The sequence below is a fragment of the Caballeronia sp. LZ043 genome (assembly GCF_031451075.1).
Lineage (GTDB): Bacteria > Pseudomonadota > Gammaproteobacteria > Burkholderiales > Burkholderiaceae > Caballeronia.
Genome location: NZ_JARUXT010000002.1, coordinates 1,337,915 through 1,362,130 on the forward strand (window position 1 = coordinate 1,337,915; position 24,216 = coordinate 1,362,130).

25 protein-coding genes are annotated in these 24,216 nt (G+C 63.6%); 7 read left to right on the top strand and 18 right to left on the bottom strand.

The window, feature by feature from the left end:
- The first annotated feature begins 54 nt into the window (after positions 1-54).
- On the top strand, positions 55-987 hold the full coding sequence (locus QCE64_RS19690) for a LysR family transcriptional regulator (RefSeq protein WP_309927774.1): 933 nt from the start codon (positions 55-57) through the stop codon (positions 985-987).
- Positions 988-1,007: 20 nt separating this feature from the next.
- On the opposite strand, the gene QCE64_RS19695 is transcribed toward QCE64_RS19690, so the two are convergent.
- The 9 genes from QCE64_RS19695 to QCE64_RS19735 all read right to left on the bottom strand — a co-directional run bounded on the left by QCE64_RS19695 (position 1,008) and on the right by QCE64_RS19735 (position 9,597).
- Positions 1,008-1,751, bottom strand: a complete 744-nt coding sequence (locus QCE64_RS19695) for an SDR family oxidoreductase (RefSeq protein WP_310005659.1) — start codon at positions 1,749-1,751, stop codon at positions 1,008-1,010.
- Between the two features lie 29 nt (positions 1,752-1,780).
- Positions 1,781-2,596: a 4-hydroxy-2-oxoheptanedioate aldolase gene (gene hpaI, locus QCE64_RS19700; protein ID WP_310005661.1), complete on the bottom strand. Its 816-nt coding sequence runs from the start codon at positions 2,594-2,596 to the stop codon at positions 1,781-1,783.
- A gap of 9 nt (positions 2,597-2,605) precedes the next feature.
- Entirely contained in the window at positions 2,606-3,409 is an 804-nt protein-coding gene (hpaH, locus tag QCE64_RS19705; protein WP_310005663.1) for a 2-oxo-hept-4-ene-1,7-dioate hydratase, read from the bottom strand.
- A 55-nt stretch (positions 3,410-3,464) separates the two neighbouring features.
- Complete coding sequence (locus tag QCE64_RS19710; protein ID WP_309927781.1) at positions 3,465-4,568, bottom strand: hypothetical protein; 1,104 nt, start codon at positions 4,566-4,568, stop codon at positions 3,465-3,467.
- Positions 4,569-4,612: 44 nt separating this feature from the next.
- Positions 4,613-5,614, bottom strand: a complete 1,002-nt coding sequence (locus QCE64_RS19715; RefSeq protein WP_310005664.1) for an ornithine cyclodeaminase family protein — start codon at positions 5,612-5,614, stop codon at positions 4,613-4,615.
- A gap of 63 nt (positions 5,615-5,677) precedes the next feature.
- The gene (locus tag QCE64_RS19720; RefSeq protein ID WP_310005666.1) at positions 5,678-6,100 is read right to left on the bottom strand and encodes a nuclear transport factor 2 family protein; all 423 of its coding nucleotides are present in this window, start codon (positions 6,098-6,100) and stop codon (positions 5,678-5,680) included.
- Positions 6,090-6,920 carry a fumarylacetoacetate hydrolase family protein gene (locus tag QCE64_RS19725; RefSeq protein WP_310005668.1) on the bottom strand — a complete coding sequence of 277 codons (831 nt, stop codon included), beginning with the start codon at positions 6,918-6,920 and terminating at the stop codon, positions 6,090-6,092. The genes QCE64_RS19720 and QCE64_RS19725 overlap by 11 nt, the downstream gene beginning before the upstream one ends.
- Before the next feature lie 60 nt (positions 6,921-6,980).
- Entirely contained in the window at positions 6,981-8,183 is a 1,203-nt protein-coding gene (locus QCE64_RS19730) for an MFS transporter (RefSeq protein ID WP_309931922.1), read from the bottom strand.
- 181 nt (positions 8,184-8,364) lie between these two features.
- Entirely contained in the window at positions 8,365-9,597 is a 1,233-nt protein-coding gene (locus QCE64_RS19735) for a porin (protein WP_310005669.1), read from the bottom strand.
- A gap of 454 nt (positions 9,598-10,051) precedes the next feature.
- Here QCE64_RS19735 and QCE64_RS19740 point away from each other — a divergent pair, with 454 nt between their 5' ends.
- Positions 10,052-10,480, top strand: a complete 429-nt coding sequence (locus QCE64_RS19740; RefSeq protein WP_309927791.1) for a hypothetical protein — start codon at positions 10,052-10,054, stop codon at positions 10,478-10,480.
- Positions 10,481-10,596: 116 nt separating this feature from the next.
- Here the strand turns inward: QCE64_RS19740 and QCE64_RS19745 are convergent, their stop codons facing one another.
- Positions 10,597-11,010 carry a universal stress protein gene (locus QCE64_RS19745; RefSeq protein WP_309927792.1) on the bottom strand — a complete coding sequence of 138 codons (414 nt, stop codon included), beginning with the start codon at positions 11,008-11,010 and terminating at the stop codon, positions 10,597-10,599.
- Between the two features lie 198 nt (positions 11,011-11,208).
- Between QCE64_RS19745 and nhaA the strand changes: the two genes are divergently transcribed.
- Positions 11,209-12,558: a Na+/H+ antiporter NhaA gene (nhaA, locus tag QCE64_RS19750; protein WP_309927793.1), complete on the top strand. Its 1,350-nt coding sequence runs from the start codon at positions 11,209-11,211 to the stop codon at positions 12,556-12,558.
- A gap of 270 nt (positions 12,559-12,828) precedes the next feature.
- On the opposite strand, the gene QCE64_RS37980 is transcribed toward nhaA, so the two are convergent.
- Positions 12,829-13,194 (bottom strand): DUF2254 family protein, encoded by a 366-nt coding sequence (locus tag QCE64_RS37980; protein ID WP_404987401.1) that lies wholly within the window; start codon positions 13,192-13,194, stop codon positions 12,829-12,831.
- A gap of 266 nt (positions 13,195-13,460) precedes the next feature.
- Between QCE64_RS37980 and QCE64_RS19760 the strand changes: the two genes are divergently transcribed.
- Positions 13,461-13,874 carry a GFA family protein gene (locus QCE64_RS19760; RefSeq protein WP_309927797.1) on the top strand — a complete coding sequence of 138 codons (414 nt, stop codon included), beginning with the start codon at positions 13,461-13,463 and terminating at the stop codon, positions 13,872-13,874.
- A gap of 12 nt (positions 13,875-13,886) precedes the next feature.
- Here QCE64_RS19760 and QCE64_RS19765 read toward each other — a convergent pair whose 3' ends face one another.
- The 6 genes from QCE64_RS19765 to QCE64_RS19790 all read right to left on the bottom strand — a co-directional run bounded on the left by QCE64_RS19765 (position 13,887) and on the right by QCE64_RS19790 (position 19,995).
- Complete coding sequence (locus tag QCE64_RS19765; protein ID WP_309927798.1) at positions 13,887-15,017, bottom strand: NADH:flavin oxidoreductase/NADH oxidase; 1,131 nt, start codon at positions 15,015-15,017, stop codon at positions 13,887-13,889.
- Positions 15,018-15,080: 63 nt separating this feature from the next.
- On the bottom strand, positions 15,081-15,986 hold the full coding sequence (locus QCE64_RS19770; RefSeq protein ID WP_309927801.1) for a polysaccharide deacetylase: 906 nt from the start codon (positions 15,984-15,986) through the stop codon (positions 15,081-15,083).
- Between the two features lie 33 nt (positions 15,987-16,019).
- The gene (locus QCE64_RS19775) at positions 16,020-16,772 is read right to left on the bottom strand and encodes an SDR family NAD(P)-dependent oxidoreductase (RefSeq protein ID WP_310005671.1); all 753 of its coding nucleotides are present in this window, start codon (positions 16,770-16,772) and stop codon (positions 16,020-16,022) included.
- A complete protein-coding gene (locus QCE64_RS19780; RefSeq protein ID WP_309931909.1) occupies positions 16,769-17,788 on the bottom strand; it encodes a 2-dehydropantoate 2-reductase in 1,020 nt (339 codons plus the stop codon). Before QCE64_RS19780 ends, QCE64_RS19775 begins: the two co-directional genes overlap by 4 nt.
- A 19-nt stretch (positions 17,789-17,807) precedes the next feature.
- On the bottom strand, positions 17,808-19,037 hold the full coding sequence (locus QCE64_RS19785; protein WP_309927807.1) for an MFS transporter: 1,230 nt from the start codon (positions 19,035-19,037) through the stop codon (positions 17,808-17,810).
- 151 nt (positions 19,038-19,188) lie between these two features.
- On the bottom strand, positions 19,189-19,995 hold the full coding sequence (locus QCE64_RS19790) for an IclR family transcriptional regulator (RefSeq protein WP_309927809.1): 807 nt from the start codon (positions 19,993-19,995) through the stop codon (positions 19,189-19,191).
- A gap of 349 nt (positions 19,996-20,344) precedes the next feature.
- Here QCE64_RS19790 and QCE64_RS19795 point away from each other — a divergent pair, with 349 nt between their 5' ends.
- A complete protein-coding gene (locus QCE64_RS19795) occupies positions 20,345-21,751 on the top strand; it encodes a sugar porter family MFS transporter (protein WP_309927810.1) in 1,407 nt (468 codons plus the stop codon).
- 4 nt (positions 21,752-21,755) lie between these two features.
- Here QCE64_RS19795 and bluB read toward each other — a convergent pair whose 3' ends face one another.
- Positions 21,756-22,409 (bottom strand): 5,6-dimethylbenzimidazole synthase, encoded by a 654-nt coding sequence (gene bluB / locus QCE64_RS19800; protein ID WP_310005673.1) that lies wholly within the window; start codon positions 22,407-22,409, stop codon positions 21,756-21,758.
- Between the two features lie 191 nt (positions 22,410-22,600).
- Here bluB and QCE64_RS19805 point away from each other — a divergent pair, with 191 nt between their 5' ends.
- Together QCE64_RS19805 and QCE64_RS19810 are read left to right on the top strand one after the other, a co-directional pair.
- Positions 22,601-23,959 carry an MFS transporter gene (locus tag QCE64_RS19805; protein ID WP_309927813.1) on the top strand — a complete coding sequence of 453 codons (1,359 nt, stop codon included), beginning with the start codon at positions 22,601-22,603 and terminating at the stop codon, positions 23,957-23,959.
- 23 nt (positions 23,960-23,982) lie between these two features.
- Positions 23,983-24,216 (top strand): membrane dipeptidase (locus QCE64_RS19810; RefSeq protein ID WP_309927815.1); only part of this gene is annotated, 234 nt, incomplete at its 3' end.

Genomic DNA, 24,216 nt, shown 5'->3' on the forward strand with positions numbered 1-24,216 from the left:
TTCGTTGTACCCTTGTCACCCTCTCCGCGGGCCAGAGCGATACAGACAATTCAAATGGACATCAACCGCCTGGACCTCAATCTCCTCAAGATTTTCGACGCTGTTTATCGCCTGCGAAACCTGTCGGAAGTCGCCAAGGAAGTCCATCTCAGTCAGCCGGCGGTGAGTCACGCACTCGGGCGGCTGCGCGAGGCCATCGGCGACCGCTTGTTCATCAGAACGTCCGCCGGACTCGAACCGACGGCCCGCTGCGAGCGCCTCGCGGAACCCATACGTTCCGCGCTCGCCACCATTCAGGATTCCCTGCTGGACTCGATCGAATTCCTGCCGGAAGAATGCACGCGCGAGTTCCGCCTGCTGCTGTCGGATGTGGGCGAGATCCTGTTCATTCCTCGCCTGCTCAGCCGCCTCAACGAGATTGCGCCAAAGGTGAAACTCGCGATCTTCCAGGCGCCGCGTTCGAGCTATGAACAGATGCTGGTGGGACGCGAAGTGGATCTCGTGGTGGGTCACCTGAACATGACCCGGCAGACCATTCGGCATGCCCATGTGTTTCGCGACCAATGCGTGGTCGTGACGCGCAAGCGGGATCGTGCTGACAGCGCCTCCAATGCGCTGACACTCGACGAATTCCAGTCGGGTTCGCATGTCGCCATCAAACAACTGGACGACCCGGTCGAGTCCGCGTTCGAGGATCTCAACATCCGGCGCACGGTGGTCATGCGCATGCCGAACTACTTCGCCTTGCCGAGCGTCATCGCGCAGTCTGATCTGCTCACCACCGTGCCCTCACGCGTCGCCGCGCACTTTCAGCGCAGCATGTCGCTCGACGTATACGACGTGCCCTTCCCCTGCCCGTTCTTCGATGTCCGCATGTACTGGCATACGCGCTTCGACACCGATCCCGCTCACGCATGGCTGCGCGAGACCTTTCTTTCCCTGTTCAAGTCAGACGAGCAATCGGTCGCGGCGCTGACGGCGCGATGATGGTTACCCGAAGGCGATCGTCATAGTCCGCCACGCACATCCATCAGGCAGCCCGTCACATAAGAAGCAGCGGGCGACGCCAGCCACACCACCGCTTCCGCGACTTCGTCCGCCGTTCCCATGCGTCCCAGCGGAATCGTGCTCGCAAAGCGAGCCAGCGAATCGGCCGTGCGCTGCTGGTGCAATTCCGTGTCGATGACGCCGGGCCGTACCGCGTTGACGCGAATGCCTTCCTGCGCCAGTTCCTTCGACAAGCCGATGGTCATCGTATCCATCGCGCCCTTGGTCGCCGCGTAGTGGACCCATACGTTGGGCGCACCCAGCACCGACGCACCCGAAGACATGTTGACGATGACGCCGCCCGCGCCGCCTCGCTCCGTCGACATGCGTCGCACCGCCTCGCGCGTGGCGATGAATGCGCCGATCACGTTGACGCTGAACACCTTCGCCAGGTTGTCGCTATCGAGATCGGCCACGCGGGACGTGCCGCCCGTGATGCCCGCGTTGTTCACCAGCACGCCGATGCGGCCCAGTTCGTCGATCTGCCGGAACGCGTCGAGCAGCGCGTGCTCGTCGCCCATGTCCGCGCGGATCGCCCACGCCTTGCCCGCGTTTGTTTCGATCTCGTCGACGACACCCTGCGCAGCAAGCGCGTCGTTCTTATAGAGAATCACCACGGGATGCGTCATCGCGGCGCGACGCGCAATGGCCGCGCCAATGCCGCGGCTGCCGCCCGTGATCACGAACAGTGGTTTATCGCTCATCCAGCTTCCTTTTCCAGTCTGATCGAGGTCTAGTAAGCGCCGTCGTTCGCATGCGACGCGCTCTTCGCGACAAGAGCCGCGTTCCTGAAACTGCGCGCAAGCTCGGTTGCCGCACGCACCAGCAAGGTCGTGTCGACACCGACGGCCACGAACTGCGCGCCGGCCTCCAGATAGTCATGCGCGAGCTTGCCATCCGTCACGAGGACACCCGCCGCCTTGCCTGCGCTTCGCACCACCGCGATGCCCTCGATGATCGCCGCTCGCACATCGGGATGATTGGCCTGGCCGCGCAAACCCATGTCCGCGGACAAATCGGATGGGCCGAAGAACACGCCGTCGACGCCCTCGGTCGATGCGATCTCGTGCAGGTTGCTCATGGCTTGCCGTGTCTCGGCCTGAACCAGCAAGGCAACCTCGCCGTTGGCCTGATTCAGATAGTCGTCGATCTGGTTCCAGCGCGACGCCCGCGCCAGCGCTGCCCCAAGCCCCCGTATGCCCTCGGGCGGATAGCGCATGGCCTGCACCATCAGGCGTGCTTCTTCGGCGGTGTTGATCATTGGAATGAGCAGCGTCTGCGCGCCGATGTCCAGGTATTGCTTGACGAGCGACACATCGGCACGCACCGGACGTACAACTGCGTGCGACGAATACGGCTCGATCGCACGAAGTTGGTCCAGCGTCGTCCGTACATCGTTGGGCGCGTGCTCGTTGTCGAGCAGGAGCCAGTCGAAGCCCGTTCCGGCGAGCAGCTCGGCGGCATTGGCGTCGGCGAGTCCCACCCACAGCCCGATCTGCCGCTCTCCCGCGTGCAGCGCCCGTCGAAATGAATTTTCGCGAATCTGCATCTAGAGTCCTCAATGGAAGCGGAACGAGATCGCGCCGAGCGGACCGTAGTCGACATGGAAGCTGTCGCCGAATGCCGCGAAGCACGGTCGCGTGAACGAACCCGCCAGCACGATGTCGCCCGCCTCGATCTGTTCGTCGTAGGGCGCGATCTTGTTCGCGAGCCATGCCACGCCGTTTGCCGGATGATTCAGCACGCCGGCCGCGAGCCCGGTTTCTTCGATGACGCCGTTCTTGTAGAGCATCGCGCCGATCCAGCGAAGATCCACTTCCAGCGGGTTCATCGGACGTCCGCCGAGAACGATGCCGGCGTTCGCCGCGAAGTCGCTGATGGTGTCGCAGACCCGGCGCATCGCGCCCGTTTCGCTGTCGCGCTGTTCGATGCGCGCATCGATGATCTCGATGGCCGGGACCACATAGCTCGCCGCGGACAGTACGTCGAACATCGTGATACCCGGGCCCTTGAGCGGACGGCTCATGACGAAGGCCAGCTCCACTTCGACGCGTGGCGCGATGAAGCGATCGAACGGGATATCGCCGCCGCCCTCGAAGAACATGTCGTCCATCAGGGGCGCAAAATCGGGCTCGGTAATCTGGCTTGCCTGCTGCATCGCACGCGACGTCAAGCCAATCTTTCGTCCCTTGATCTTGCGGCCGTCCGCGACTTCGAGCGCGACCCACGCACGCTGGATCGCATAGCCGTCGTCGACGGTCATCTGCGGATACTGTTTCGTGAAATGCGGCAACTGGACGCGCGTCCTGCGCGCCTCATACAACTGGCGGGCGAGTTGCGCGATGGTGTCTTGCGGAAGCATGAATCGACCTTTTCCTTTTGGCTGTCGGATGGAGGTTGCATGGGACCGTCATGAATCAGCCCGCCATGCGCGGACCGACATAACCCGTCTGCCCGGCTTCCGACCCGAGGTTCAGAATGGGGCCGTCCATGCGCTCCTGCCAGATCAGCGACTCCATACCGATGTGCAGCGGATGATCCTGGATCGTGAGAATGAAGGTGGCCTCTTCATCGTAGTAGTGCGCATGCTCCGACCACGACGGTCCCGAGAGCAGCAGGTCGCCCGCCTTCCATGGAATCTCGACGCCATCGACGATGCTTCTTCCGTGCCCCGTGAAGTGATAGTTGATCGCGACCGAGCTGTGCTTATGACCACGTCCGACCTTGCGTGCCGGCTTTCCCACGGGATGCGAGAAGATCGTGGCGAAGAACGAGTGGGTCGTGCCGTTGCGACGTTCCGTTGCCGGGTTATAGAGAAGGATGATGTTGCGCTTCGCGTCGCCGTTCTCCATCGTCAGCATGTCGGCGACGGCTTCCCACGGCCACACCAGCGGCCGGTTGCGCACCACTTCGATATCCGTCAGGAATTCATAACCGCGCAGCCGCGCGCCTGCGTCGGAGATCTGCCGGTCAGGCGCGTTGTTGCGGTTATAGCTGTGGTCGAGTCCGGTCGCGGAGATCTCGACGTTGCGTTCGGTGACCGAATCAGCATAGTTGATCCAGTGCACGGCCAGCTTGCGCAACAAGGGCGCGTTGGAATACGTGAGACGCACCCAAGGCTCGTCGCCGGTGTTCTTGTGCGAATACGCCTGCATCGAAGGTATGGTGAGCGTTCCCCACTTGCTCAACTGGTGCGCTTCCGTCCCGACCTTGACGCTACCCGAGCCACGGATGCAGAACTCGATCTGATTGGAATTGCGCATCAGCGCACGCGTCTCTTCGCCTGGATTGACGACGCTGATGGTGACGTCGATGCCGGGCGCGAAGCCCATCGAGCCATCCGTGCACGACGGATGAACGATCAACGCCGCACGCCGGCCGTCCTCGGGCAGCGGCATCTCGCTCAGTCGGCTGATCTCGCGCTCGATCTCCTCGCGCGGGACGAGCAGCGGTTGCCAGGGTGTGATGGGCGCCGGTGCGGCTGCGCTGCCGTCCAGCATCGTGAATGTGGGTTCGCTCATGGAGTCCTCCGATATGCCTGAACTTGTTGTGAGGTGGGAGCCGGTCAGTTCCTGGACCAGCGGATTGGCGCAGGACCGCTGAGCGGCAGACGGATCTCCGCGCCGTGTCCCGTCACCGCGCGCTCATAGGCAAGCTTGGCGACAGCCAGATCCGATATGCCCATGCCCATGGCCTTGAAGAGCGTGATATCGCCTTCACGCTTCCTGTCGAGGCCGTGTCGAATGACGTCGGGCAAGGTCTGAACGTGTGCCCAGCCTTCATTCGCCGAGCCGAAGAAGTCGATGAATTCGCGGGACGCCTTTTGCGTGTTGACGAGGTTGTCGACCACGATCGCGCCGGCGCGCTCGAACACGTCGGGAAAGAACTCCGCGTTGTGCGGCAGGATCGCGCCAACCGCATTCAGGTGCGCATTGGGCGCAAGCAACCGCGCGTCGAAGAAAGGCTGCGTCGCCCGCGTGACGAGTGTCACGATTTCGGCGCTATCGACTGCATCTTCGAGCGAGGTTGCCTCGACGACCTGCACCGAGCCTAGACTGGTTGCCACCTTCTCGAAGAACGCGTGACGCTTCTCGGCGGTAGGACTCCAGATGCGCAAACGCTTGAGCGGCCGAACCGCGTTGACGGCAAAAATCTGCGCGAGTGCCTGACGCCCGCTGCCGATGATCGCCATGTCGCTCGCGTGCCTGTCGGCCATCCAGCGCGTGCCGACAGCGGTCATCGCGGAGGTCCGGATCTGGCCGAGCGTGTTTGCTTCGAGCATGGCGAGCAGCCGGCCGTTCTCGGTGCTGAACAGCGAGAACACCGCTTTCGCGCCGGCGGCGGTATGCACCCATGTCTTGAAGCCGCACACGCCTTCGCGCAACGACGCGGAGCCGAGCGCATGCATGGAGCCGCCATCGCCGATATCGCCGATTGCCTTGGGAACGTTGAACGCCGTGTCGTTGGCGATCTCGCCGAGGCTGTTCTCCAGCGCATCGATGGCGTCGTCGAGCGGCACCAGATTCGATACATCGGATTCAGTTATCCAGATTGCTTCTTGTGTCATCAGTTATCCTGCCAAATGTGAATGGAGTGTGGGGCGATCGTGGTCGCTGCCGGCTACATCGAATCAGATGAATGGAAGATGACGCTCGCTCGACTTGCTCGCGATCAGCCAACGCTCGCCGTCGAAGACCAGCGTGTCGATGCAGCGCCGCACTGCCGAGGGTGTCATCGACGGTGTGTCGCTTGCGTCCGTGCGTTGCGCTTCGAAGGCCATCAGGAAGAAGCTCACTTCGGCATGGGTACGATCCACCCGCGCCACCAGCGGATTGCAGACAGCATGGAACGTTCTCCGGGTCTCGGGACGCGCAGCGAGCGCCCGGGCGATGCTTTCGCGGCCGCGCAGTGCTTCGCCGTTCCGATGCCACACGCCATCCGGCGCGAACAACGACACCGCCAGCTCGTGGGTACGCTCGTCGAGACAGCGGAAGAATGCGAAGACGGTTTCCGTACACGCCTTCGACGCTGCAAGCGCTGCTTCATCCGACATGCGGCCTCCGCTCGTTGGTCACCGTATTGGCAAGCGTGCCGATGCCCGACACGTCAACTTCGAAGACATCGCCTTCCCGCAGATAGCGCGGCGGCTTCCGGGTCATGCCCACGCCTTCGGGCGTGCCGGTGGCGATGACATCGCCGGCATCGAGCGTGGTGAAGGAACTGAGGTAGGCGATCAACTGCGGCACGCTGAAGATCAGATCATCCGTTCCGGAGCGCTGTACTTCTTCGCCGTTGAGCCGGCCAGTCAGCACGAGCCTGCCTGGATCGGGCACTTCATCGGCGGTGACGATCCACGGACCCAGCGCGCCCGAACGCTCGAAGTTCTTGCCCGGCGTCGCCTGTGTGTTGTGCTGCTGGAAATCCCGCACCGAGTTCTCGGCCATGCACGTATAACCGGCTACGTATTCGAGCGCGTGCTCGACGCTCACATGCCGCGCAGGCTTGCCGATGACAACCGCCAGTTCCGCTTCGTAGTCGAAGCAGTCGGAGTTGAAGGGACGCACTACCGGCTCGCCATGTCCGACCAGCGAACTGGCGAAGCGAACGAAGATGGACGGATACTCGGGAAAGGCACGCTTCATTTCCACCAGATGCGCGCGATAGTTCAAGCCCGCGCATATGATCTTCGCATCGCGCCCGACCGGCGGCAGAAGCCTCACGGCGGAGAGCGGCACGGTCTCGCCAGCGGCGCCGGAGCGCGCCTGTGCTATGGCCTGTTCGAACGTATCGGCAGCGTCGATCGAGGTCACCTGGTCGTCATTCAGAACGCCCCACCGCTGGCGACTTGCGTGCTCAAAACGAACAATTTTCATCTCGCACTTTCCATTGAAGAATTCACTTGCGTATCGAAACCATGCGTCGTGACGCGGGGATCAACGCGGATAGCGGTACGGGCCGATCAAGGTGATCGCGAATGCGCTGACGACGCATGCAGCCGACGCGAACATCATCACGGGCGTGTAGCTTTGCAGGCGATCGAAAGCGATGCCGAAAAGAATCGGTCCGCCCAGCGTGCCGAGACAGAACAGCGAAATCATCACGCCGTACACGGAGCCGAACGAGCTCAGACCGAAGTAGCGCTTCACCAGGAACGGCATCAGATCGCCTTCCGCGCCCACGAGCATGCCGGTCAGTGCCGCGCCCGTCGCCAGCAACGCGTAGGACGGGTTGTGCGACGAGGTTGCGAGGATCAGCCCGCCGACAGCGCCCAGCAGAAACGCGCCGCAGGCCACCACGCGAGCCGGCACGATGTCCAGCAGCACGCCCGCGCCGAATCGGCCGATGGTGAGGCCGATCGCCGAGAACGCCGCGCCGGCCACGGCCTGGTTCGCCGACAAGCCTTTGTCGGTAAGCAACGCGGGAATATGCACGATGCTGCCCAATCCGACCGCCGCCACAATCGCGATGCTGATGCTGATGATCCAGAAGCGCGGCTCGGCCAGCGACTCGCGCAGCGAGTTCGACGGTCCGTGCTTGCCGCCGCGGGAGGCTGCGGGAATCGGCAGCGTTGCCTGGCGGTCGACGCGCAGTAGCAACAGCGCGGCCACACCCATGACTGCCGCGAGCACGCCGAGCACGGCATAGGCTTGCTCCCAGCCGTAGCGGGTCATCGCCCAGCGCGCGACCCAGGGCGCCGACGCCGCACCGATTCCCGCGCCGATCGATGCAACCCCGAACGCAAAGCCCGTCCGGCGCTCGAACGAACGCGCCAGGATCGGCAGGTAGCCGACCGGCGAAGTCGCGACGCCAAGCAGCCCGATCACGAAGGTCTTGAAGCCGATCAACAGCGGCGTTGCGGGGCCGACGCAGATCAGGAGGAAACTCGCCACGAACAGCGCGAGCGACCACGCGATCACGCGATAGGCGCCGTAGCGGTCCATCAGCTTGCCGGCGATCGGTGCGCCCAGCGCAAGTCCGAGCGATGCCATGGCAAGACAGGTGGACGCGACCGCACGGCCGGAGCCGAGCGATGACGCGATCGGCAGCAAAAAGACGCCCGTCGTGCCGGCGAACAGCGAGGTGTAACCGCCTGCCAGTCCCAGCGACGTCGCGAGCAGCAGAATGGCGCTGCGCATGACGGAGTGCCGGGTATCACTCGAAGATGCGGCAATCGGCTCCGAAAGGGCCGTGTGCGAGCCTTCCATCGTGGTGTCTCCTGGATTTGATCTGGATTTTTTATGAATGAAATCTAGCGGATCTGCGCAGGCGTTGACACTGAAACCTGTGCATTCGCCAAGTGCACGCGCTGCATCGGGCCTAGAAGCGATGGGCGATGTCGGCGCGCACGGCGGTCTGGGCATGGGTCGCGGACGGACTCAAGCCGGAGATCGACGCGACTGCGGCATTGCCGGTCGAGTCGATTCCGCTCGCGCGCTGATAGACGGCGGTGGTGTAGACCGTGGTGCGTTTGGAGAGCGCGTAGCTGGCTCCCAGACCGAGCTGGCGATACCAGGCGCCTTCGTGCCCGCCCACCGATGCCGAGCGTGTCAGGCTCGCCGTCACCCCGGCGAGCAGCGCCGCCGAGAACTGGTAGCGCAGGTTCAGTTCGACCGTGTTGATGGCCGCCGTGCCCGTGTATCCGAGCGGATTGGGCCCGGACGTCGCGACATCGCCGAGACCTGTGTAACGGACATTGGTGTAGATGACGCCGGCGGTGGCCGCCTGCCACGTGACGGATGCGCCGGCCCCGAAGAGATCGAACGCATTGGCCGATGCATAGCCCGCATACAGTGGATTGCTCTCGGGCGTCGTCGCACTGCCGAGCGAGCCGAGATTGTTTGCACCGACACCCGCACCGTTCGGATTCGCGCCATAGAAGGCGACGTTCGGATTGCGCACGGAGAGCCAGGCGGTACCGGCACGCAGCGCTCCGCCGTCGTAGGCGGCGCCGAGCGACCAGGCCGAGTTGCGCGCATTCGATCCTGCTGCGCCGCCCACGCTGTACAACGCTTCCGCCGTGATGCCGCCGATCTTCGGCATCACGTATTTGATGCTGTTGTTCAGCCGGCGCGTGCTCAACAGGTTGTCGATGTCGCCTGGATGCGTGGCCGCATAGCCGCCGAACTGCCACGCGGCGGAGAACGGTGCAACGATGTCGAGATGCGGATCATATTGCCGGCCTAGGGCGACCCGGCCTAGTCCCGACTCGATGCCCACGAAAGCCTGCCGGCCGAACTCGCTGCCGCCTTGCGCAAAGGCGCCGTTGTTCAGCGTAAAGCCGCTTTCGAGCGTGAAGAAGGCTCGCAAGCCGCCGCCCAGTTCTTCGGTGCCGCGAATGCCCCAACGACTTCCGCTCAGGCCGAACGCGCCGTCGGTCATGGCGAGCTGGTTTCCACCGCCGACCGGACGACCCTTGACTACGGCTCGCTGCGAGCCGACCGCATAACTGATCCCGACATCCAGAAGACCATACAGCGTGACGCTCGATTGTGCGTAGGCGGGAACCGCGAGCGCGCCAGGGACGAGTGCCAATAGCACGTACCTTTTCATCCAATCTCCTCCGAGTTATTTTTTATATGCTTCGCTTGAGTGGAAGCGCGTCCTTTTGCGTTTTTGTTGCAAGGCTGCAAGCGCGAACGGACGCTGCGAATCTATCGGATCACGGATGCAACCGACACTGAAACCTGCGCATGAGAGACATGCATGAGGCGAATTGGGGGTTGCTTCGGTTGGGTTTGGGGCAAGGTGCGTTCAATGCCCCTTATCGAAATCACTGCGTCCCTCCCGGGGAATTTCGCGACTTCTCTGGAGACAAGGATTTGTGGTGTCGCTGGCGTGCGGCGGTTGGTGAACCAGTTCAGCTCAGCTCTCGCTGACACCTTTCGGTGTAGCAACACTCACCAGGCGGTAGAAGCGCAGAGCGGGATGACGGGATGGCGGAAGCTGCGATGGTGCCGGGACCAGGGTCGCGCCAAAGTCTGACTAACGCTGCGAGAGACATCAAATGAATGTGTTCGTCGACCATCCGGCGGTGCTGTTCGCAGTTTTGCTCGCCCTTTTCATCGGCGCGGTGGCCTTCGGCGCGTTTGTTTTGCGACGTCTGGCCGTGTTGCCGCCCGATGACCGCGACGACTGCAACATCATTCAAACCTCCACGCTGACGCTTCTCGCGCTTCTGGTTGGATTCAGCCTGTCGATGGCGGTGAATCGCTACGACGTCCGGGAGTCCTTGGAAGAAAGCGAAGCCAACGCCATCGGCACCGAGTACGCGCGAGCTGACCTGGTCGATTCCGCCGTCGGCGCCATCACGATCCTTCCGGCGACGGTCGCGTTGTCGCTTGCACTGATCGCGGACATTGACAGCCCAAAGGGCGGTGTCATCCGCGTCGAACTGCGGGACCTCGGAAGGCTGCTGACGTCACTTGAGCCGTGATCCCCGATGCTCGATACGGCGCTGCCGGGGCCCTGGCCGTTTGGTTCCCTGCCTTACACCGTGCGTCGCTTTCCAGGTTGCACGATATGCTGAGAGCAAAGTCTCAAAGATGAAAATCAATGCAAGACCGTCAGCGGCTTGCGGGTCAGATGCCAGAGTCGGAAGAGCACAAGCCATCTTCGCAGCAGGCCAATGCGGCTCGCATCCAGCACCACGACGTCCGCGCCACGATTCGCGTGGGCCGCAATGGACTTCTCGGCCGAACCGAAGATGCGCTTCCAGGTATAGGGAACACCGGCGTCTTCCAGCACCGCACATGTGCTCGTCAAGGCATCTCGCATGAAATCCTTCTCTTGCCGACGCAGCGCCGATCGGGAGTGAAACGCGACCGCGCGGCTTTGAGCCGCATCATCGAGGATCTCGATCACTTCAACGTGAGCGACGCACTTCTCCGCAAAGAGAAACGCCGCATGACGCGCCGCTTCGAGCGCACCGGCCGGGCAAATCACGGGAATGAGCAGCTTGAGCATCTCAGTCTTCTTCAATGCGGATTGAGCAGTCTTCATTGCAGCACCACGTGCATCAAGATCGCGCAAAGCTTCAGTTCGCCGGTATAAAACTTTCGTAAAGATTCAGCCTGTACAATGGCGGAAGGGTGTCAGGCGAATTCGCGTTTGACAGGATCAGCGTCGGTCGGGCCGCCACGCTGGATCCTTGACGTCCATTTCATGCTCCAGCATTCCGCACGACAAGCCCGGCACATCGCCCGACAAGCCCTCACCGCACTCGAGCATTTCCTGCACGTCGAGGCTGCGAGCGGCATCATTCTTCTCATTGCCGCCGCTGCTGCTCTTCTTTGGGCCAACTCGCCCTTCGCTGACGCATACCATCACCTTTGGGAAGCGCCGATCGCCTTCAAGGTCGGATCGTTCGAGTTCTCCAGGCAGTTGCACTTCTGGATCAACGACGGGCTCATGACGGTGTTTTTTCTGGTCGTGGGGATCGAGATTCGCCGGGAGATGCACGAGGGATCCCTGAGCGATCTCCGGCAGGCCGTTTTGCCGCTCGCAGCGGCCGTCGGCGGGGTGATTGCGCCCGCGCTCATTTACCTCGCGGTCAACTATTCATCGGGAGAAATCCGCGGCTGGGCGGTGCCGACTGCAACGGACATCGCTTTCGCTGTCGGCGTGCTGGCGTTGCTCGGGAAATCGATTCCGGGAAACTTGCGCATCTTTCTTCTGACGCTTGCAATCGTCGATGACATCATCGCGGTATTGATCATCGCGGTCTTTTATTCTTCCGGCCTCGACTACGCCGGCTTCGGAATCGCGGCCGCCGGTGTCGTGATGGTGCTGGTCATGCAGCGCATGAGCATCGGCGCCGCGGCGGCCTATATCGTTCCCGGCTCGGTGATCTGGACGGGTCTGCTCGTGAGCGGAGCGCACCCGACGCTTGCGGGCGTCGTGCTCGGATTGATGACGCCCGTCGCGCCCACTTTCCACCGCGAGCGCGCGCTCGTCGAAATGTCGCAGGCGACTGCCAGTGTCACACAAAAGAGCACCGCCCACGAGAACGCCGACAAATTGGCCAGACCGCTGCAGATGTTACGGCTGGCGCAGCGCGAGATGCTGGCGCCCGTAGTTCGCGTGCAATGGTCGCTCCATCCGTGGGTCGCCTACGGCATCATGCCGTTGTTTGCGCTGGCCAATGCGGGCGTGAGTTTTACGGGTCTCGATCCGTCCGGCGGCCAGGCTCACTATGTGTTGGTCGGTGTGGTGGCTGCGCTTGTGCTCGGAAAACCGCTGGGCGTGTTCGTGTCGACGTGGACGCTGGTCAGGACGGGATTGTGCCGCTTGCCTGATGGTGTGGCGTGGGGCGGCGTGATGTTGGTGGCGTTGCTTGCGGGCATCGGCTTTACCATGTCCATCTTCATATCGATGCTCGCGTTCGACGATCCTGAGACGCTTTCCGTCGCCAAACTCGCAGTCCTGATCGGCTCGGTGCTCGCGGGTGTGCTCGGATTGGGATGGGGCATGATCTACGCGCGACGCCGCCCGGTCATCGGGCCGTCTGCTTAGGCGCATCTCTCATCCGCCGACGCCGGGACCTTGCGAACGAGTCGTTACGTGAAGGACTCAGCCACGCTTCGTACCTGTTTCTTGTCGTCTTCGAGGGTCATCGCGTCTTCGGCGCGTGTCAGTGCGAGCTGCGACTGATGACGCGCGGCTTCGCGAAACGCGTCATCACCCATTTCGACAAGCGCCCGACAAGTCTTCTGCAATCGAAGCTGTATCTCGACAAACCTTGAGCGTCGAGTGCGGCCATGTCCACGTACTGCACGTATCCGGTCACACCCGCGTGCAAAGGCTCGGCGCTGTCCGGAATATCCGTCGCGGGATCTTTGAGTTCTGTACCGCCAAGGAAAGGCTCACCGAGCCGTGCATCGATTGCGGCCTGTGTCGCCTGCTCGACCCTGTCGGTCGTCTCACCGACGCGAGCAAGCCCAAGCAGCGTGAGGTGATCGTCATCATGAACAGCACCGACCGTCCTTGCGGTCCGTACACGCCGACCTTCAACACGACCAGCGCGACCATGCTGAACAGGAAGGAACCGACAAAGGTCGACAATGCGTTCTGCGTGACGCTCCCCTGAATCAGGAGAAGAATTGCACGCGGGGTGACGTTATTCGTGGCCGATCCATAGGCCGACGTCATGATGCTCAGGGAGAAGGTGGTGACTCGTTGCCCTGACCCACTGTTTTCGTATGAACAGCAGCAGTATCGATTGCCAACGTGCCACGCGCGCCTCCATGCGACTTCAGAATCGAAGTGACGGCGTCAAAAGCACGTTGCGCGCCTACGTATCTCAATCTTGCCATTCAACCCGCACGCCTGTCGCATTCGCACGGCGGCATCGCCTGACGAATCGCCTTCTGCCACGCTATGCCCACGTCGATACCCAACGTCGGAGGTGCATCAGAATGGCCAAGAAATATGCGGGCGGCTGCGCATGCGGTGCAGTGAGATTCGAATTCGATACCGATCCCGGCTTCATCGCCGATTGCTACTGCCGGGACTGTCAACGGGCGAGCGGCGGCGTGATGGCCACGTTCGTCGGCGTTCCGGAAAACGACTTCACGTTGCTGAGCGGCAAGCCGAAGTCGTTTGCCTATATCGCGGACTCCGGCAAGCGAATCGACCGGAACTTCTGTCCCGATTGCGGCTCGCGCCTGTTCACGAACCACGCCGGCGCGTTTCCGGGCACGGTGTTCGTGATGCTGGGCAGCCTGGACAATGCCGAAACCATCCAGCCGATGCTCGAAATGTTCACGAAGCGCCGACACACATGGCTCAAGCATCCTGACATTCCGCAGTTCACGGACATGCCTTCATGACGCATCGGCGGCTCAGTTCACCAGCGTCTCCCGCTTCTTCTGCCGCAACGCGACACCCGGCCACAACTGGGCGCCGCCGCGTTCGTATTGCCCAGGATAGCGAATCCGGCTGACGTCGCCGAGCACTTCGGCGGCGTGCCACGGCCATCGCGGGTCGTCGATGAACGCGCGCCCGAGCGCCACGCAATCGGCCTGCTGGTTCGCGAGAATGGCCTCGGCCTGATGCGGATCGGCGATAAAGCCGACGGCCCGCGTGACCATGCCCGTGCGGCGCTTGACCTCTTCGGCGAGATGCACCTGATAGCCCGGTTCGACGGGAATGGCGGCAGGCGCCACTGCCCCCGAGGTCACGCAGACGTAATCGACGCGGATCGCTTTGAGCGCGTCGGTGAACGCGACACATTCGTCGATCGTGATGCCGCCGTCCTTCCAGTCGGTCCCGGTGATGCGAAAGCCGAGCGCGATATCGGCGCCGAGCGCGTCGCGCACAGCGGCGGCGATATCGAGCGGCAGACGCATGCGGTTCGCGAGGCTGCCGCCGTATTCGTCGTCACGCTGATTGGCCAAGGGCGAAAGAAACTGATGCAGCAGATAGCCATGCGCGGCATGAATCTCGACCACCTCGAACCCGAGACGCGCCGCCCGCTTCGCGGAATCGACGAAGCTGTCGCGCACGCGGCGGATGTCGTCCTTCGTCATCGCCTGCGGGGTGTGCCAGCCGTCGGTGAACGCAAGCGACGACGGCCCCTGCGTCTGCCACGGGTCCTCACCCTCGCCGAGCGCACCACGCCCTTCCCACGGACGTTGCGCCGAAGCCTTCCTGCCAGCGTGGCCCAGCTGGATGCCCCAGCGCACGCCCTGCCCGACGCCACGCGCCGCGGCCATCACGCGCCCCAGCGCGGCTTCGGTGACATCGCTATACAGCCCGAGACAGCCATGCGTGATGCGCCCATGCCGTTCGACGGCAGTCGCTTCGAGCATCACCAGCCCCGCACCCGAGACGGCGAGCTGCATGAGGTTCATCAGATGCCAGTCGCTGGCGCAACCGTCGTTGGCGCTGTACTGGCACATCGGGGCCACGACGATACGGTTGTCGAGTTCGACGGCACCCATGCGCAAAGGGGAAAAAAGAATACTCGTCATGCCTTGTCCAGATGATGTGGAGCGCTCCGCGAGGCGAAACGCGGAGCGTCGAAAGAAAAAACGTCAGGCCGCATTCGCCTTCGCATACGCGGCGACTTCCGCGTGCGTGGCGAACCAGACGTCCTTGGTCTTCATGTAGGTGATCAACTCGTCGAGGATCCAGATGCGCGAGCGCGCCGTGATGATGTGCGGATGCATCGTCAGCTGGAACAGGCCGCCGCTCTCGTACGCGTGGTCGAACTCGCGGCGGAAAATCTCGAAGACATCGGTAGGCGGCGTATACGGGCGCAGCGACTGGAAGCGATGCATGCTGAAGTACACGGCATCGTCGCGAATCCATTCCACCGGCAGTTCCACCACGCCCGTCGCCTCGCCTTCGAGCATCAGCTCGTAACAGTCTTCGTCCGCCATCAGCGACGAATCGTAGAGCAGGCCCATTTCCTTCGCGATGCGCAGCGTATGCGGGCTGAAGTCCCACGAAGGCGTGCGCAATCCGACCGGCCGCACGCCCGTGATCTTCTCCAGCGCGTCCGACGAGCGCAGCATCAGATCGCGCTCGTCCTCGTAGGACAGCACCGAGTTGAGTTCGTGAATCCAGCCATGAATGCCGATCTCATGTCCTTCGGCGATCACGCGGCGCTGTTCGTCTTCATGCAGCATGGCCGCGACCGCCGGCACATAGAAGCTCGCCTTGACGCCGTGCCGTTCCAGCAGTTCAAGCAGTCGCGGCATGCCGACGCGCGCGCCGTATTGCCCCCAGCTCATCCGGCTGATGGACTTGCCGCCGTCGCGCAGTTCGTTGGTCTCGTGATCGCTGTCGAACGACAGGGCCACCGCGCAACGTGCGCCGTCCGGCCAGTGCGCGGGCCGCAGACTGCGCCCCGCGCGCGTGTGATTCACCTTCGCGCGCCAGGTTTCTTCCGGCCATTGCCAGGGTTCGAGGGTCTGCTTCGAAAGATCGTTTGTCATCCTGGTTTCCTTTGGTTCAGATTGGGACCGGCTTTATCGGCCGCCATCGACGGACAGAATCTGCCCGTTGACGAAGCCCGACAGCTCCGACGCGAAGAACAGCACCGCGCGCGTGATGTCCTCGGGCGTGCCGAAGCGCCGCAGCGCAATGCCGTCGAGCAGGCTGCGCTGGCGCGCTTCGCCCATCGCGGCCCATTGCTTTTCGGTGGCGTCGTTGGTGCGCACGAAGCCGGGCGCGACCGAGTTCACGCGAATCCCGTGCGGTCCGAGTTCGTGCGCGAGTTGCCGCGTGAGGCCGAGCACCGCGTGCTTCGCGGAGCAGTACGCCTGCACGCCAGTGAGCGAAGCCTGCAAGGCCGCGCCGGAACTGATGTTGATGATCGCGCCGCGTCCCGCGCGCTTCATGCCGGGCGCGGCCGCGCGGCTCAGCGAGAAGGTCGTGCCGAGGTTGATCTCGATCACGCGGTCCCATTGTTCGTCGGTGACTTCATCGACTGGACGCGGCGCCTGTCCGGCCACGCCGCCCGCGTTGTTGACGAGCACGTCGAGCGCACGGCCGCTGTGTTCCTCGATCCCGCGAACCCATGCCGCAGCCGCCGTGCGATCCGTCAGATCGACAACCTTCGTTTCGATGCGCGGCGCGGCGAGCGTCGCGAGTTCGTCGGCGCGGATATCGCAGGCATAGACGTGTGCGCCGAGTTCCGCGAACGTCGTGGCGATCACGCGCCCAAAACCGATGGCCGCACCGCTGACGGCCACCACCTGCCCTTCGAAGGAAATGTTCATGTCTCGAGTAGTTCGTTGAGGTTGCGGTCGGACAGCGTGCGTTCACCGTCCTCGATCTCGTGGATCATGTCGCACAAGGCATTCAGCTTCACGCAGTCGATGCCGTGCGTGCGGCCCGTCTCCACCACCGGCTTGATCTGCATGTCCACTTCCGTACGGCGCTTGCGCACCGCGAGATCGCGCCATACGCCGGAATGCGTCTTGGCGTTCGGCCGGTTGAACGCCACCATCGCCGCGACGCTCGCGCGGGCCGCGGCTTCGTCGGACTGCGGCGTGAACGCGGCCGGATCGAAGCCATTGAAGCCGCGCGCGTTCACCCCTTCCGCCTGCGCCACCTGCAGGACTTCGGTCGCCATCTCGCGCCACAGCGGCAGCAGTTCGGGACGTTCGAGACAATCGGCGATGCCCAGTTGCCCAACCGCCTGCGCGAACAGCAGCGAGCCATAGGCCAGCTTGCCCCACAGGTAGGAGAAGATTTCGTTGGTGAGGACGGCGTCGGGTTCGAATTGCTGCATGAGTCCGTGCAGCGCCTGGATACGCTCGGTCGAGGCGCCATCGATTTCCCCGACCACCACCGCCGCCCGGTTGCCGTAGTGAATCTCGCCCGGCTTGATCCAGTCCGCGCCGAAGTTGACGAATGCGCCGACCGTCCGCTCGCGGCCCACGACCTGCGCGATCACGTGCTCGCACAGTCCGTTCTGCAGCGACAGCACATAGCCGTCCTTCGTCAGATGCGGCCACAGTGCTTCACACGCCTCACGTGTATGGTGCGCTTTCACGGCGAGGAAGATGCGGTCCCACTGCCCGTCGATTTCACCCGGAAGGAAAGCTGGCGCGCTTACCGTAAATCGATCTACCGGACCGGTGATCGACAAGCCACGCGCCGGATCGCGGATCGCTTCCACGTGCTCGCGGTCGATGTCCACGAAGGTGATGTCGTGACCCGCGCGCACGAGATACGCGCCGATCGTTCCGCCGATGGCGCCCGCGCCCCAGATCAGAATGCGTTGTTTCATTGAAGGTTTGCCCGTTGGTTTAGCGAAGCCGCTCGCGTGCGGTTTCGCGGAAAGTCGAGATGACGATGCCGGAGACGATCGCCGCCGCCGTCAGATAGAAAGCCGGTGCGATGGGCGAGCCGGTCACGCCGATGAGCCAGGTCGAGATGAACGGTGCGAAGCCGCCGAAGATCGCGGTGGAGAGGCTGTAGCCGATCGACATCAGCGTGGTGCGGCCGTAGGTCGGGAACAGCTCGCACAGCGCCGACGGACCCGCGCCCGAGAAGGCCGCGATGAACAGGTTGAAGAAGATCTGGATGGCCAGGATCGCGCCGAAGCTCGCGCCGCCGAGCACCACGCGGAACAGCACGTACGAGAACAGCAGGAAGCCCACGCAGCAGCCGATGAGCAGCGGCTTGCGGCCGATGCGGTCCGACAGCGCGCCGAAGAACGGCGTGGCCGCGACCAGCACGGCGAGCGCGATCGAATTCGACATCAGCGCCTGCGTCGTGCTGAGGCCGGCGTACTTGCCGAGGAAGGTCGGCATGTAGCTGAGCATCACGTAGTACGACACGGTCCAGATGATGGTGAAGCCGAACGCCTTCGACATCATGCCGAGCGCAGCCGACTTGCTGGTGCGTTCGACCTGCTCCAGGTTCTCCTGCACCTGCGTGAACGCGGGCGTCTCGACGATGTTGCGGCGCATGTAGAGACCGATCGGCAGCAGGATGCCACCGAACAGGAACGGCAGGCGCCAGGCCCAGGCATCGAGTTGATCGGCGGTAAAGGACGCGCTGACGATGGTCGCGACCACGCTGCTCGCCAGCGACGACGCCGCAATCGACGCCTGGCCCATGCCGCCATAGAAGCCGCGTTTGCCCGGTGGCGCGGATTCGACGATGAACGACGTGGCGCTGCCCCATTCGCCGCCCGCCGCGAGGCCCTGAACGAGCCGCAGGAACACGAGCAGCGCGGGGGCGAGTGCGCCCGCCGTCGCATACGTCGGCAACAGGCCGATGCCCGCCGTGCCGACCGCCATGCCGAAGATGGTGATGAGCAGCGCGGCGCGCCGGCCGTGCACGTCGGCGATGCGGCCGATGATCGCGCCGCCCACCGGCCGCGCCAGGAAGCCGACGCCGAAGGCGGCGAAGCTCGCCAGCAGGCCGCCGTACTTGTCGCCCTGGAAGAAGTTGCGCGCGAGCGTCGCGGCGAGGAACGCGTACACGATGAAGTCGTAGTACTCGAGCACATTGCCGATCATGGCGGCCATGAGTTGCTGGCGTGTCGAGTGTGCTTGCGGCGCGTCTGTCGTCAGGGGCGGGACGGCAGCTTGCGTATCAGCCTGATTGAGCATACAGGAACCCTAAGTTTTCGATGTGGAGATGCCGGAATCCCGGCATGCGATGTTGGTCAAGCGACTCTTAAGCGGATTCGCGCGGCGAAGGCGAAGTCGACGGGGCCGCCGGCGTCAATGCGCCGAACGGCGGGGGCAAGCGGTCGATGCAGGCGCGCATCGCCGCGAGGATCTTGTCGCGCTTCGCCGGATAACGGCTGGCGACGCAGCCCACGTCCAGCGCCGCGATGGGCACGCCGCCGGCATCGCAGATCGGCATCGCGATGCCGACGCCATCCAGCGCGAACTCTTCCTCGACGATGGCAACGCCCTCGATGGCCGCCTGATCGATCTTTTCGTTGATGCGCGCGAGGTCGGACAGCGCGTACGGCGTGCGCTGCTCCAGCGGCCAGAGCGCGAGCAGTGCGTCGCGCTTCTCGCGCGGCAGGCAAGCGAGCATCGCGCGGCCCATCGCGCCGCAATAGGCGGGATACGACTTGTCGATTTCGAGGTCGTAGCGCACCACGGTCTGCGCGAGTGATTTGGCGACAGTTCTGAACTGTCCGTCGTCCGTAAACACGCTCAGCACGACCGTCTCGCCCACTTCCACGCACAGATCGTCCATCGCCGGTTTGGCGATGGCGGTCAGGCGCGCGCCGAGGTCGCCGTTCCAGCCGAAGCCGCCGCTGCGAAACGCCGGATTCAGCCGATAGAGGTTGTGATCGTCGCGTTCAAGGTAGCCGCGCGAGAGCAGCGTGCGCAGCAGCGCGAGCGTGCTGCTCTTGGGCATCGCGAAAATCGTGGAAACGGTGGTCAGCGCCACGCCCTCTTCCGTCGATGCGAAATATTCGAGCAAGTCGAGGACCCGTGCGGCTGACCGGACTGCGTCGTTCATATATACGAACTCGATTCATTGGTGTGAATCGATTGTTCACGGCCAAAACAGATCGAGCAAGCAAGGGAAAACCCTAGACAACAAAGCTTGAATGACCGACGAGCACGTCAGGTCCGAAACCTGCACCAAGGCAGTCACACGAACACCCGTTTCGATCAGAGCGTTCGTCAAGGCAGCGAAAGGCCGGCTACGGCGCGCGTGTCTTCTCTTACGGGAGCTGAGCCCTCGCGCGCGTGCGCAGGAAAAGAGCGCAGCCGTCCGGATGAGCGCAAGATCGTTTCGGCAAGCGATCTCGCGCAGATCGCATGCGGGCCGCCCCGATCCTCTGAACCCGACTGGAGATCCTCACATGAGCACCCTCGCCGACCGCCGCGCTCCCGCCGCTGCCCAATCCAAACGCTACGGTCTCTTCGTCTGCTTCATGGCCGCGCTTGCCGGCCTGCTGTTCGGCCTGGATATCGGCGTGATCTCCGGCGCGCTGCCTTTCATCGCGAAACAGTTCGTCCTCAACGATCGCTCGCAGGAATGGATCGTCAGCTCGATGATGGTCGGCGCAGCCCTCGGCGCGCTCGCGGCAGGCTGGCTCTCGTGGCGTCTCGGACGCCGCTATGCACTGGTGCTCGCGGCGATCCTCTTCATCATCGGCTCGCTGTGGTCCGCATTCGCGAGCGGACCCGCTCACCTGATCGGCGCGCGTCTGGTGCTCGGGTTGGCGGTGGGCATGGCGTCATTCACCGCGCCGCTGTATCTGTCCGAAGTCGCGCCGAGGCAATGGCGGGGCGCCATGATCTCGACCTATCAGTTGATGATCACTGTCGGCATCCTGGCGGCGTTCCTGTCCAACATCGGGCTCTCCTATATCGCCGACTGGCGCTGGATGCTGGGTGTCATCGCAATTCCGGCGGCGTTCTTTCTGGCAGGCGTGCTCGCGCTTCCCGACAGTCCGCGCTGGCTGCTGCAACGCGATCGCGGCGACGAAGCCCGCGCCGTGCTGCAACGCCTGTATGCGAATCCCGCCGACGTGCAGAGCGAGCTTGAACAGGTCAGCGACGACAACAAGCAACCGCAACGCGGCTGGAGCCTGCTGCGCAGCAATCCCAACTTCCGCCGTTCGGTGGCGCTGGGCGTCGTGCTGCAGATCTTCCAGCAACTGACCGGCATCAACGTCGTGATGTACTACGCCCCGCGCATCTTCCAGCTGGCCGGCTTCGCAACGCATGAGCAGCAATTGTGGGCGACTGTGATCGTCGGCCTCGTGAACGTGATTGCGACCTTCGGCGCGATTGCCTTCGTCGATCGCTGGGGACGCAAGCCGATTCTCTATGCCGGCTGCGCGGTGATGGCGTTCGGCATGTGCGCGCTCGGCTTCCTGCTGCATGCAGGCGTATCGGGCACGGCGGCGCAGGGGATGGCGGTCGTGTCGCTGCTGCTGTTCATCGCGGGCTTCGCGATGTCGGCCGGGCCGCTTGTGTGGATCCTGTGCTCGGAGATTCAGCCGCAACAGGGACGCGACTTCGGCGTCGCCGCTTCCACGCTGGTCAACTGGGTAGCGAACATGGTGGTCGCGGCCACGTTCCTGAGCCTGCTTTCGACGATCGGCGAAGCGAACACCTTCGTGCTGTACGCGTTCCTGAACGCGCTGTTCGCGGTCATCGTGTTCTTCTATGTGCCGGAGACGCGTGGTGTATCGCTGGAAAAGCTGGGCAACGACCTGATGGCCGGCAAGCGCCTGCGCGATCTCGGCGCGGCCGACTGAGCCGCTATAGCGCCTGCGCTTCCGGCCACGCGTTCTCGAACACGCATTCGTCGAAGGAGCGGCGCGCGGCCCATCGTTCGGTTTCGAGCATCGGGGCATCGTAGTAGCGTTCCACGTGCCCCACGCAGAGGATGGCGACCGGCCGCGCGCCCGCCGGCATGTTCAGTAAGGCGCCGACGGCAGCGGGATCGAACAGCGATACCCAGCCCATGCCGAGCCCTTCGGCGCGGGCCGCGAGCCACATGTTCTGTATCGCGCACGCCACCGACGCCAGGTCCATCTCCGGCAGCGTGCGACGGCCGAACACATGCTGTTCGCGGCCGTCCATCAGCGCCATCACGAGCACTTCCGCGCACTCGCGCAGACCTTCCACCTTGAGACGCATGAACGCGTCGCGACGTTCGGCGAGAGCGTCGGCGGTGAGCAGGCGCTCGCGTTCGACGGCATCGCATAACTGCGCGCGCAACGCTTTCGACGTGATCCGCACGATGCGCCATGGCTGCATGAAGCCGACGCTCGGCGCATGCAGCGCCGCATCGATGAGCCGCCGCATGACCTGCGGATCGACCGGATCGCTGACGAAATGGCGCATGTCGCGACGCTCGTGAATGGCGCGGTAGACGGCGTCGCGATCCATGTCGCTGAAAGCTTTGTTCATGTCGGCGTAAGGTGCGGCGAGGGTGGGATCCGGGCACGCGATGATATCGCCTGCGCGATCCGATCGCGCATTCCCGTGCCACCCATCCCGGATTACCTAGGTAATTGACACGTATCGACCTAGGTAATTTGAGCGCCTACTCTCGTTTTCATCCCTCCGATGCACACCGACACGTGAAAAGCGAGATGAACATGTCAGCTCAACCAGGTCAGGAAGTCGACACCCGTACGCTGCGGCGCGTCATTGCGGCCGCCTCCATCGGCAATTTCGTCGAATGGTTCGACTTCGCCGCATACGGCTTTCTCGCGACGATCCTCACGCGCGAGTTCTTTCCCAGCGGCGATCCCACCGTCGGTCTCCTGAAAACCTTCGCGGTGTTCGCGGTGGCCTTCGCGTTCCGTCCGCTTGGCGGGCTGTTCTTCGGCGTCGTCGGCGACCGGGTGGGACGCAAGCGCACCCTCGCCTTCACCATCCTGCTGATGGCCGGCTCGACCACGCTGATCGGCCTGCTGCCGACCTACGCGAGCATCGGTTACTGGGCGCCGCTGCTGCTCACGATCATTCGCTGCGTGCAGGGCTTCTCGGCTGGCGGCGAATATGCGGGCGCCTGTGCCTATGTGATGGAACATGCGCCGCGCCGCCGGCGCGCGTTCTTCGGCAGCTTCGTGCCGGTCTCGACGTTCTCGTCGTTTGCCTGCGCCGCTGTCGTCGCCTATGCGATGGAATCGTGGCTGTCCTCGGCCGCGATGGTCGACTGGGGCTGGCGCGTGCCGTTCCTGATCGCCGCGCCGATCGGTCTCATCGGCGTCTATCTGCGCGTCAACCTGAATGAAACGCCCGCCTTCAAGGCACTCGAAGGCAAGCATGAAGTCGCGCATGCGCCGCTCGCGGAAACCCTGCGCTCGCAGTCCTGGAACATCCTGAAGCTGGGCGCGTTCGTCTCGGTGACGGCGCTGTCGTTCTACACCTTCACCACCTACTTCGCGACCTATCTCCAGGTGGCCGGACATCTGTCACGCGGCACCTCGCTGCTCGTGACCGTGCTCGCCCTCTTCTTCGCCGCCGCGTTGTGTCCGCTGGCAGGCCTGTTCTCCGATGCCGTGGGCCGCCGCGTGACCATCGGCAGCACCTGCGTGTTCATCATCGCGTCGGTCTATCCGGCCTTCACGCTGGGCGGTTCGGGCAATCTGTCGCAATCCCTGTTCGGCGTCGCGCTGCTGGCCGTGGGCGCGGTGCTGTCGGGCGTCGTGACGGCGCCGCTGCTGTCGGAGGTCTTCGCGACCAAGACCCGCTACACGGCATCCGCGATCACCTACAACCTCGCCTACACGATCTTCGGCGGCACTGCGCCGCTGGTCGCCACCTGGCTGATCTCCGTCACCGGCACGAACCTGTCGCCGGCTTACTATCTGATCGCCGTGTCGATTCTCGCGATGATCGGCGGCCTCTCGTTGCGCGAGACCTCGAAGACGGCGCTCGAAGAAGCCGGCTTCGCGAACACGAACGCAGGCGGCACCGCAACCGCCGACGCGTTCTCCCGTACCCACTGAAGCGACTTCAACGGACCACGACCATGAGTGCATTGCACGATTCGAGCATCATCATCGACGGCCTGAACATCTCGAAGTTCGAGCGCTCCGTGTTCGAGGACATGCGCAAAGGCAACGTCACCGCCGTGAATTGCACCGTCTCGGTGTGGGAAGACTTCCAGAAGACCATCGACAACATCGCGGAGATGAAGCAGCAGATCCGCGAGTACAGCGAGATCCTGACGCTCGTGCGCACGACCGACGACATCCTGCGCGCG

Bases quoted from the DNA above. Each gene is read 5' to 3' on its own strand.
- QCE64_RS19725 (WP_310005668.1), bottom strand. From the start codon at position 6,920: ATGAAAATTGTTCGTTTTGAGCACGCAAGTCGCCAGCGGTGGGGCGTT.
- QCE64_RS19780 (WP_309931909.1), bottom strand. From the start codon at position 17,788: ATGAAACAACGCATTCTGATCTGGGGCGCGGGCGCCATCGGCGGAACG.
- QCE64_RS37980 (WP_404987401.1), bottom strand. From the start codon at position 13,194: ATGACGTCGGCCTATGGATCGGCCACGAATAACGTCACCCCGCGTGCA.
- QCE64_RS19730 (WP_309931922.1), bottom strand. From the start codon at position 8,183: ATGCGCAGCGCCATTCTGCTGCTCGCGACGTCGCTGGGACTGGCAGGC.
- QCE64_RS19770 (WP_309927801.1), bottom strand. From the start codon at position 15,986: ATGACAAACGATCTTTCGAAGCAGACCCTCGAACCCTGGCAATGGCCG.
- nhaA (WP_309927793.1), top strand. From the start codon at position 11,209: ATGCTCCAGCATTCCGCACGACAAGCCCGGCACATCGCCCGACAAGCC.
- QCE64_RS19790 (WP_309927809.1), bottom strand. From the start codon at position 19,995: ATGAACGACGCAGTCCGGTCAGCCGCACGGGTCCTCGACTTGCTCGAA.
- QCE64_RS19795 (WP_309927810.1), top strand. From the start codon at position 20,345: ATGAGCACCCTCGCCGACCGCCGCGCTCCCGCCGCTGCCCAATCCAAA.
- bluB (WP_310005673.1), bottom strand. From the start codon at position 22,409: ATGAACAAAGCTTTCAGCGACATGGATCGCGACGCCGTCTACCGCGCC.
- QCE64_RS19765 (WP_309927798.1), bottom strand. From the start codon at position 15,017: ATGACGAGTATTCTTTTTTCCCCTTTGCGCATGGGTGCCGTCGAACTC.
- QCE64_RS19715 (WP_310005664.1), bottom strand. From the start codon at position 5,614: ATGACACAAGAAGCAATCTGGATAACTGAATCCGATGTATCGAATCTG.
- QCE64_RS19805 (WP_309927813.1), top strand. From the start codon at position 22,601: ATGTCAGCTCAACCAGGTCAGGAAGTCGACACCCGTACGCTGCGGCGC.
- hpaH (WP_310005663.1), bottom strand. From the start codon at position 3,409: ATGCTTCCGCAAGACACCATCGCGCAACTCGCCCGCCAGTTGTATGAG.
- QCE64_RS19760 (WP_309927797.1), top strand. From the start codon at position 13,461: ATGGCCAAGAAATATGCGGGCGGCTGCGCATGCGGTGCAGTGAGATTC.
- QCE64_RS19745 (WP_309927792.1), bottom strand. From the start codon at position 11,010: ATGCTCAAGCTGCTCATTCCCGTGATTTGCCCGGCCGGTGCGCTCGAA.
- QCE64_RS19720 (WP_310005666.1), bottom strand. From the start codon at position 6,100: ATGTCGGATGAAGCAGCGCTTGCAGCGTCGAAGGCGTGTACGGAAACC.
- hpaI (WP_310005661.1), bottom strand. From the start codon at position 2,596: ATGCAGATTCGCGAAAATTCATTTCGACGGGCGCTGCACGCGGGAGAG.
- QCE64_RS19775 (WP_310005671.1), bottom strand. From the start codon at position 16,772: ATGAACATTTCCTTCGAAGGGCAGGTGGTGGCCGTCAGCGGTGCGGCC.
- QCE64_RS19690 (WP_309927774.1), top strand. From the start codon at position 55: ATGGACATCAACCGCCTGGACCTCAATCTCCTCAAGATTTTCGACGCT.
- QCE64_RS19785 (WP_309927807.1), bottom strand. From the start codon at position 19,037: ATGGCCGCCATGATCGGCAATGTGCTCGAGTACTACGACTTCATCGTG.
- QCE64_RS19740 (WP_309927791.1), top strand. From the start codon at position 10,052: ATGAATGTGTTCGTCGACCATCCGGCGGTGCTGTTCGCAGTTTTGCTC.
- QCE64_RS19695 (WP_310005659.1), bottom strand. From the start codon at position 1,751: ATGAGCGATAAACCACTGTTCGTGATCACGGGCGGCAGCCGCGGCATT.
- QCE64_RS19710 (WP_309927781.1), bottom strand. From the start codon at position 4,568: ATGAGCGAACCCACATTCACGATGCTGGACGGCAGCGCAGCCGCACCG.
- QCE64_RS19735 (WP_310005669.1), bottom strand. From the start codon at position 9,597: ATGAAAAGGTACGTGCTATTGGCACTCGTCCCTGGCGCGCTCGCGGTT.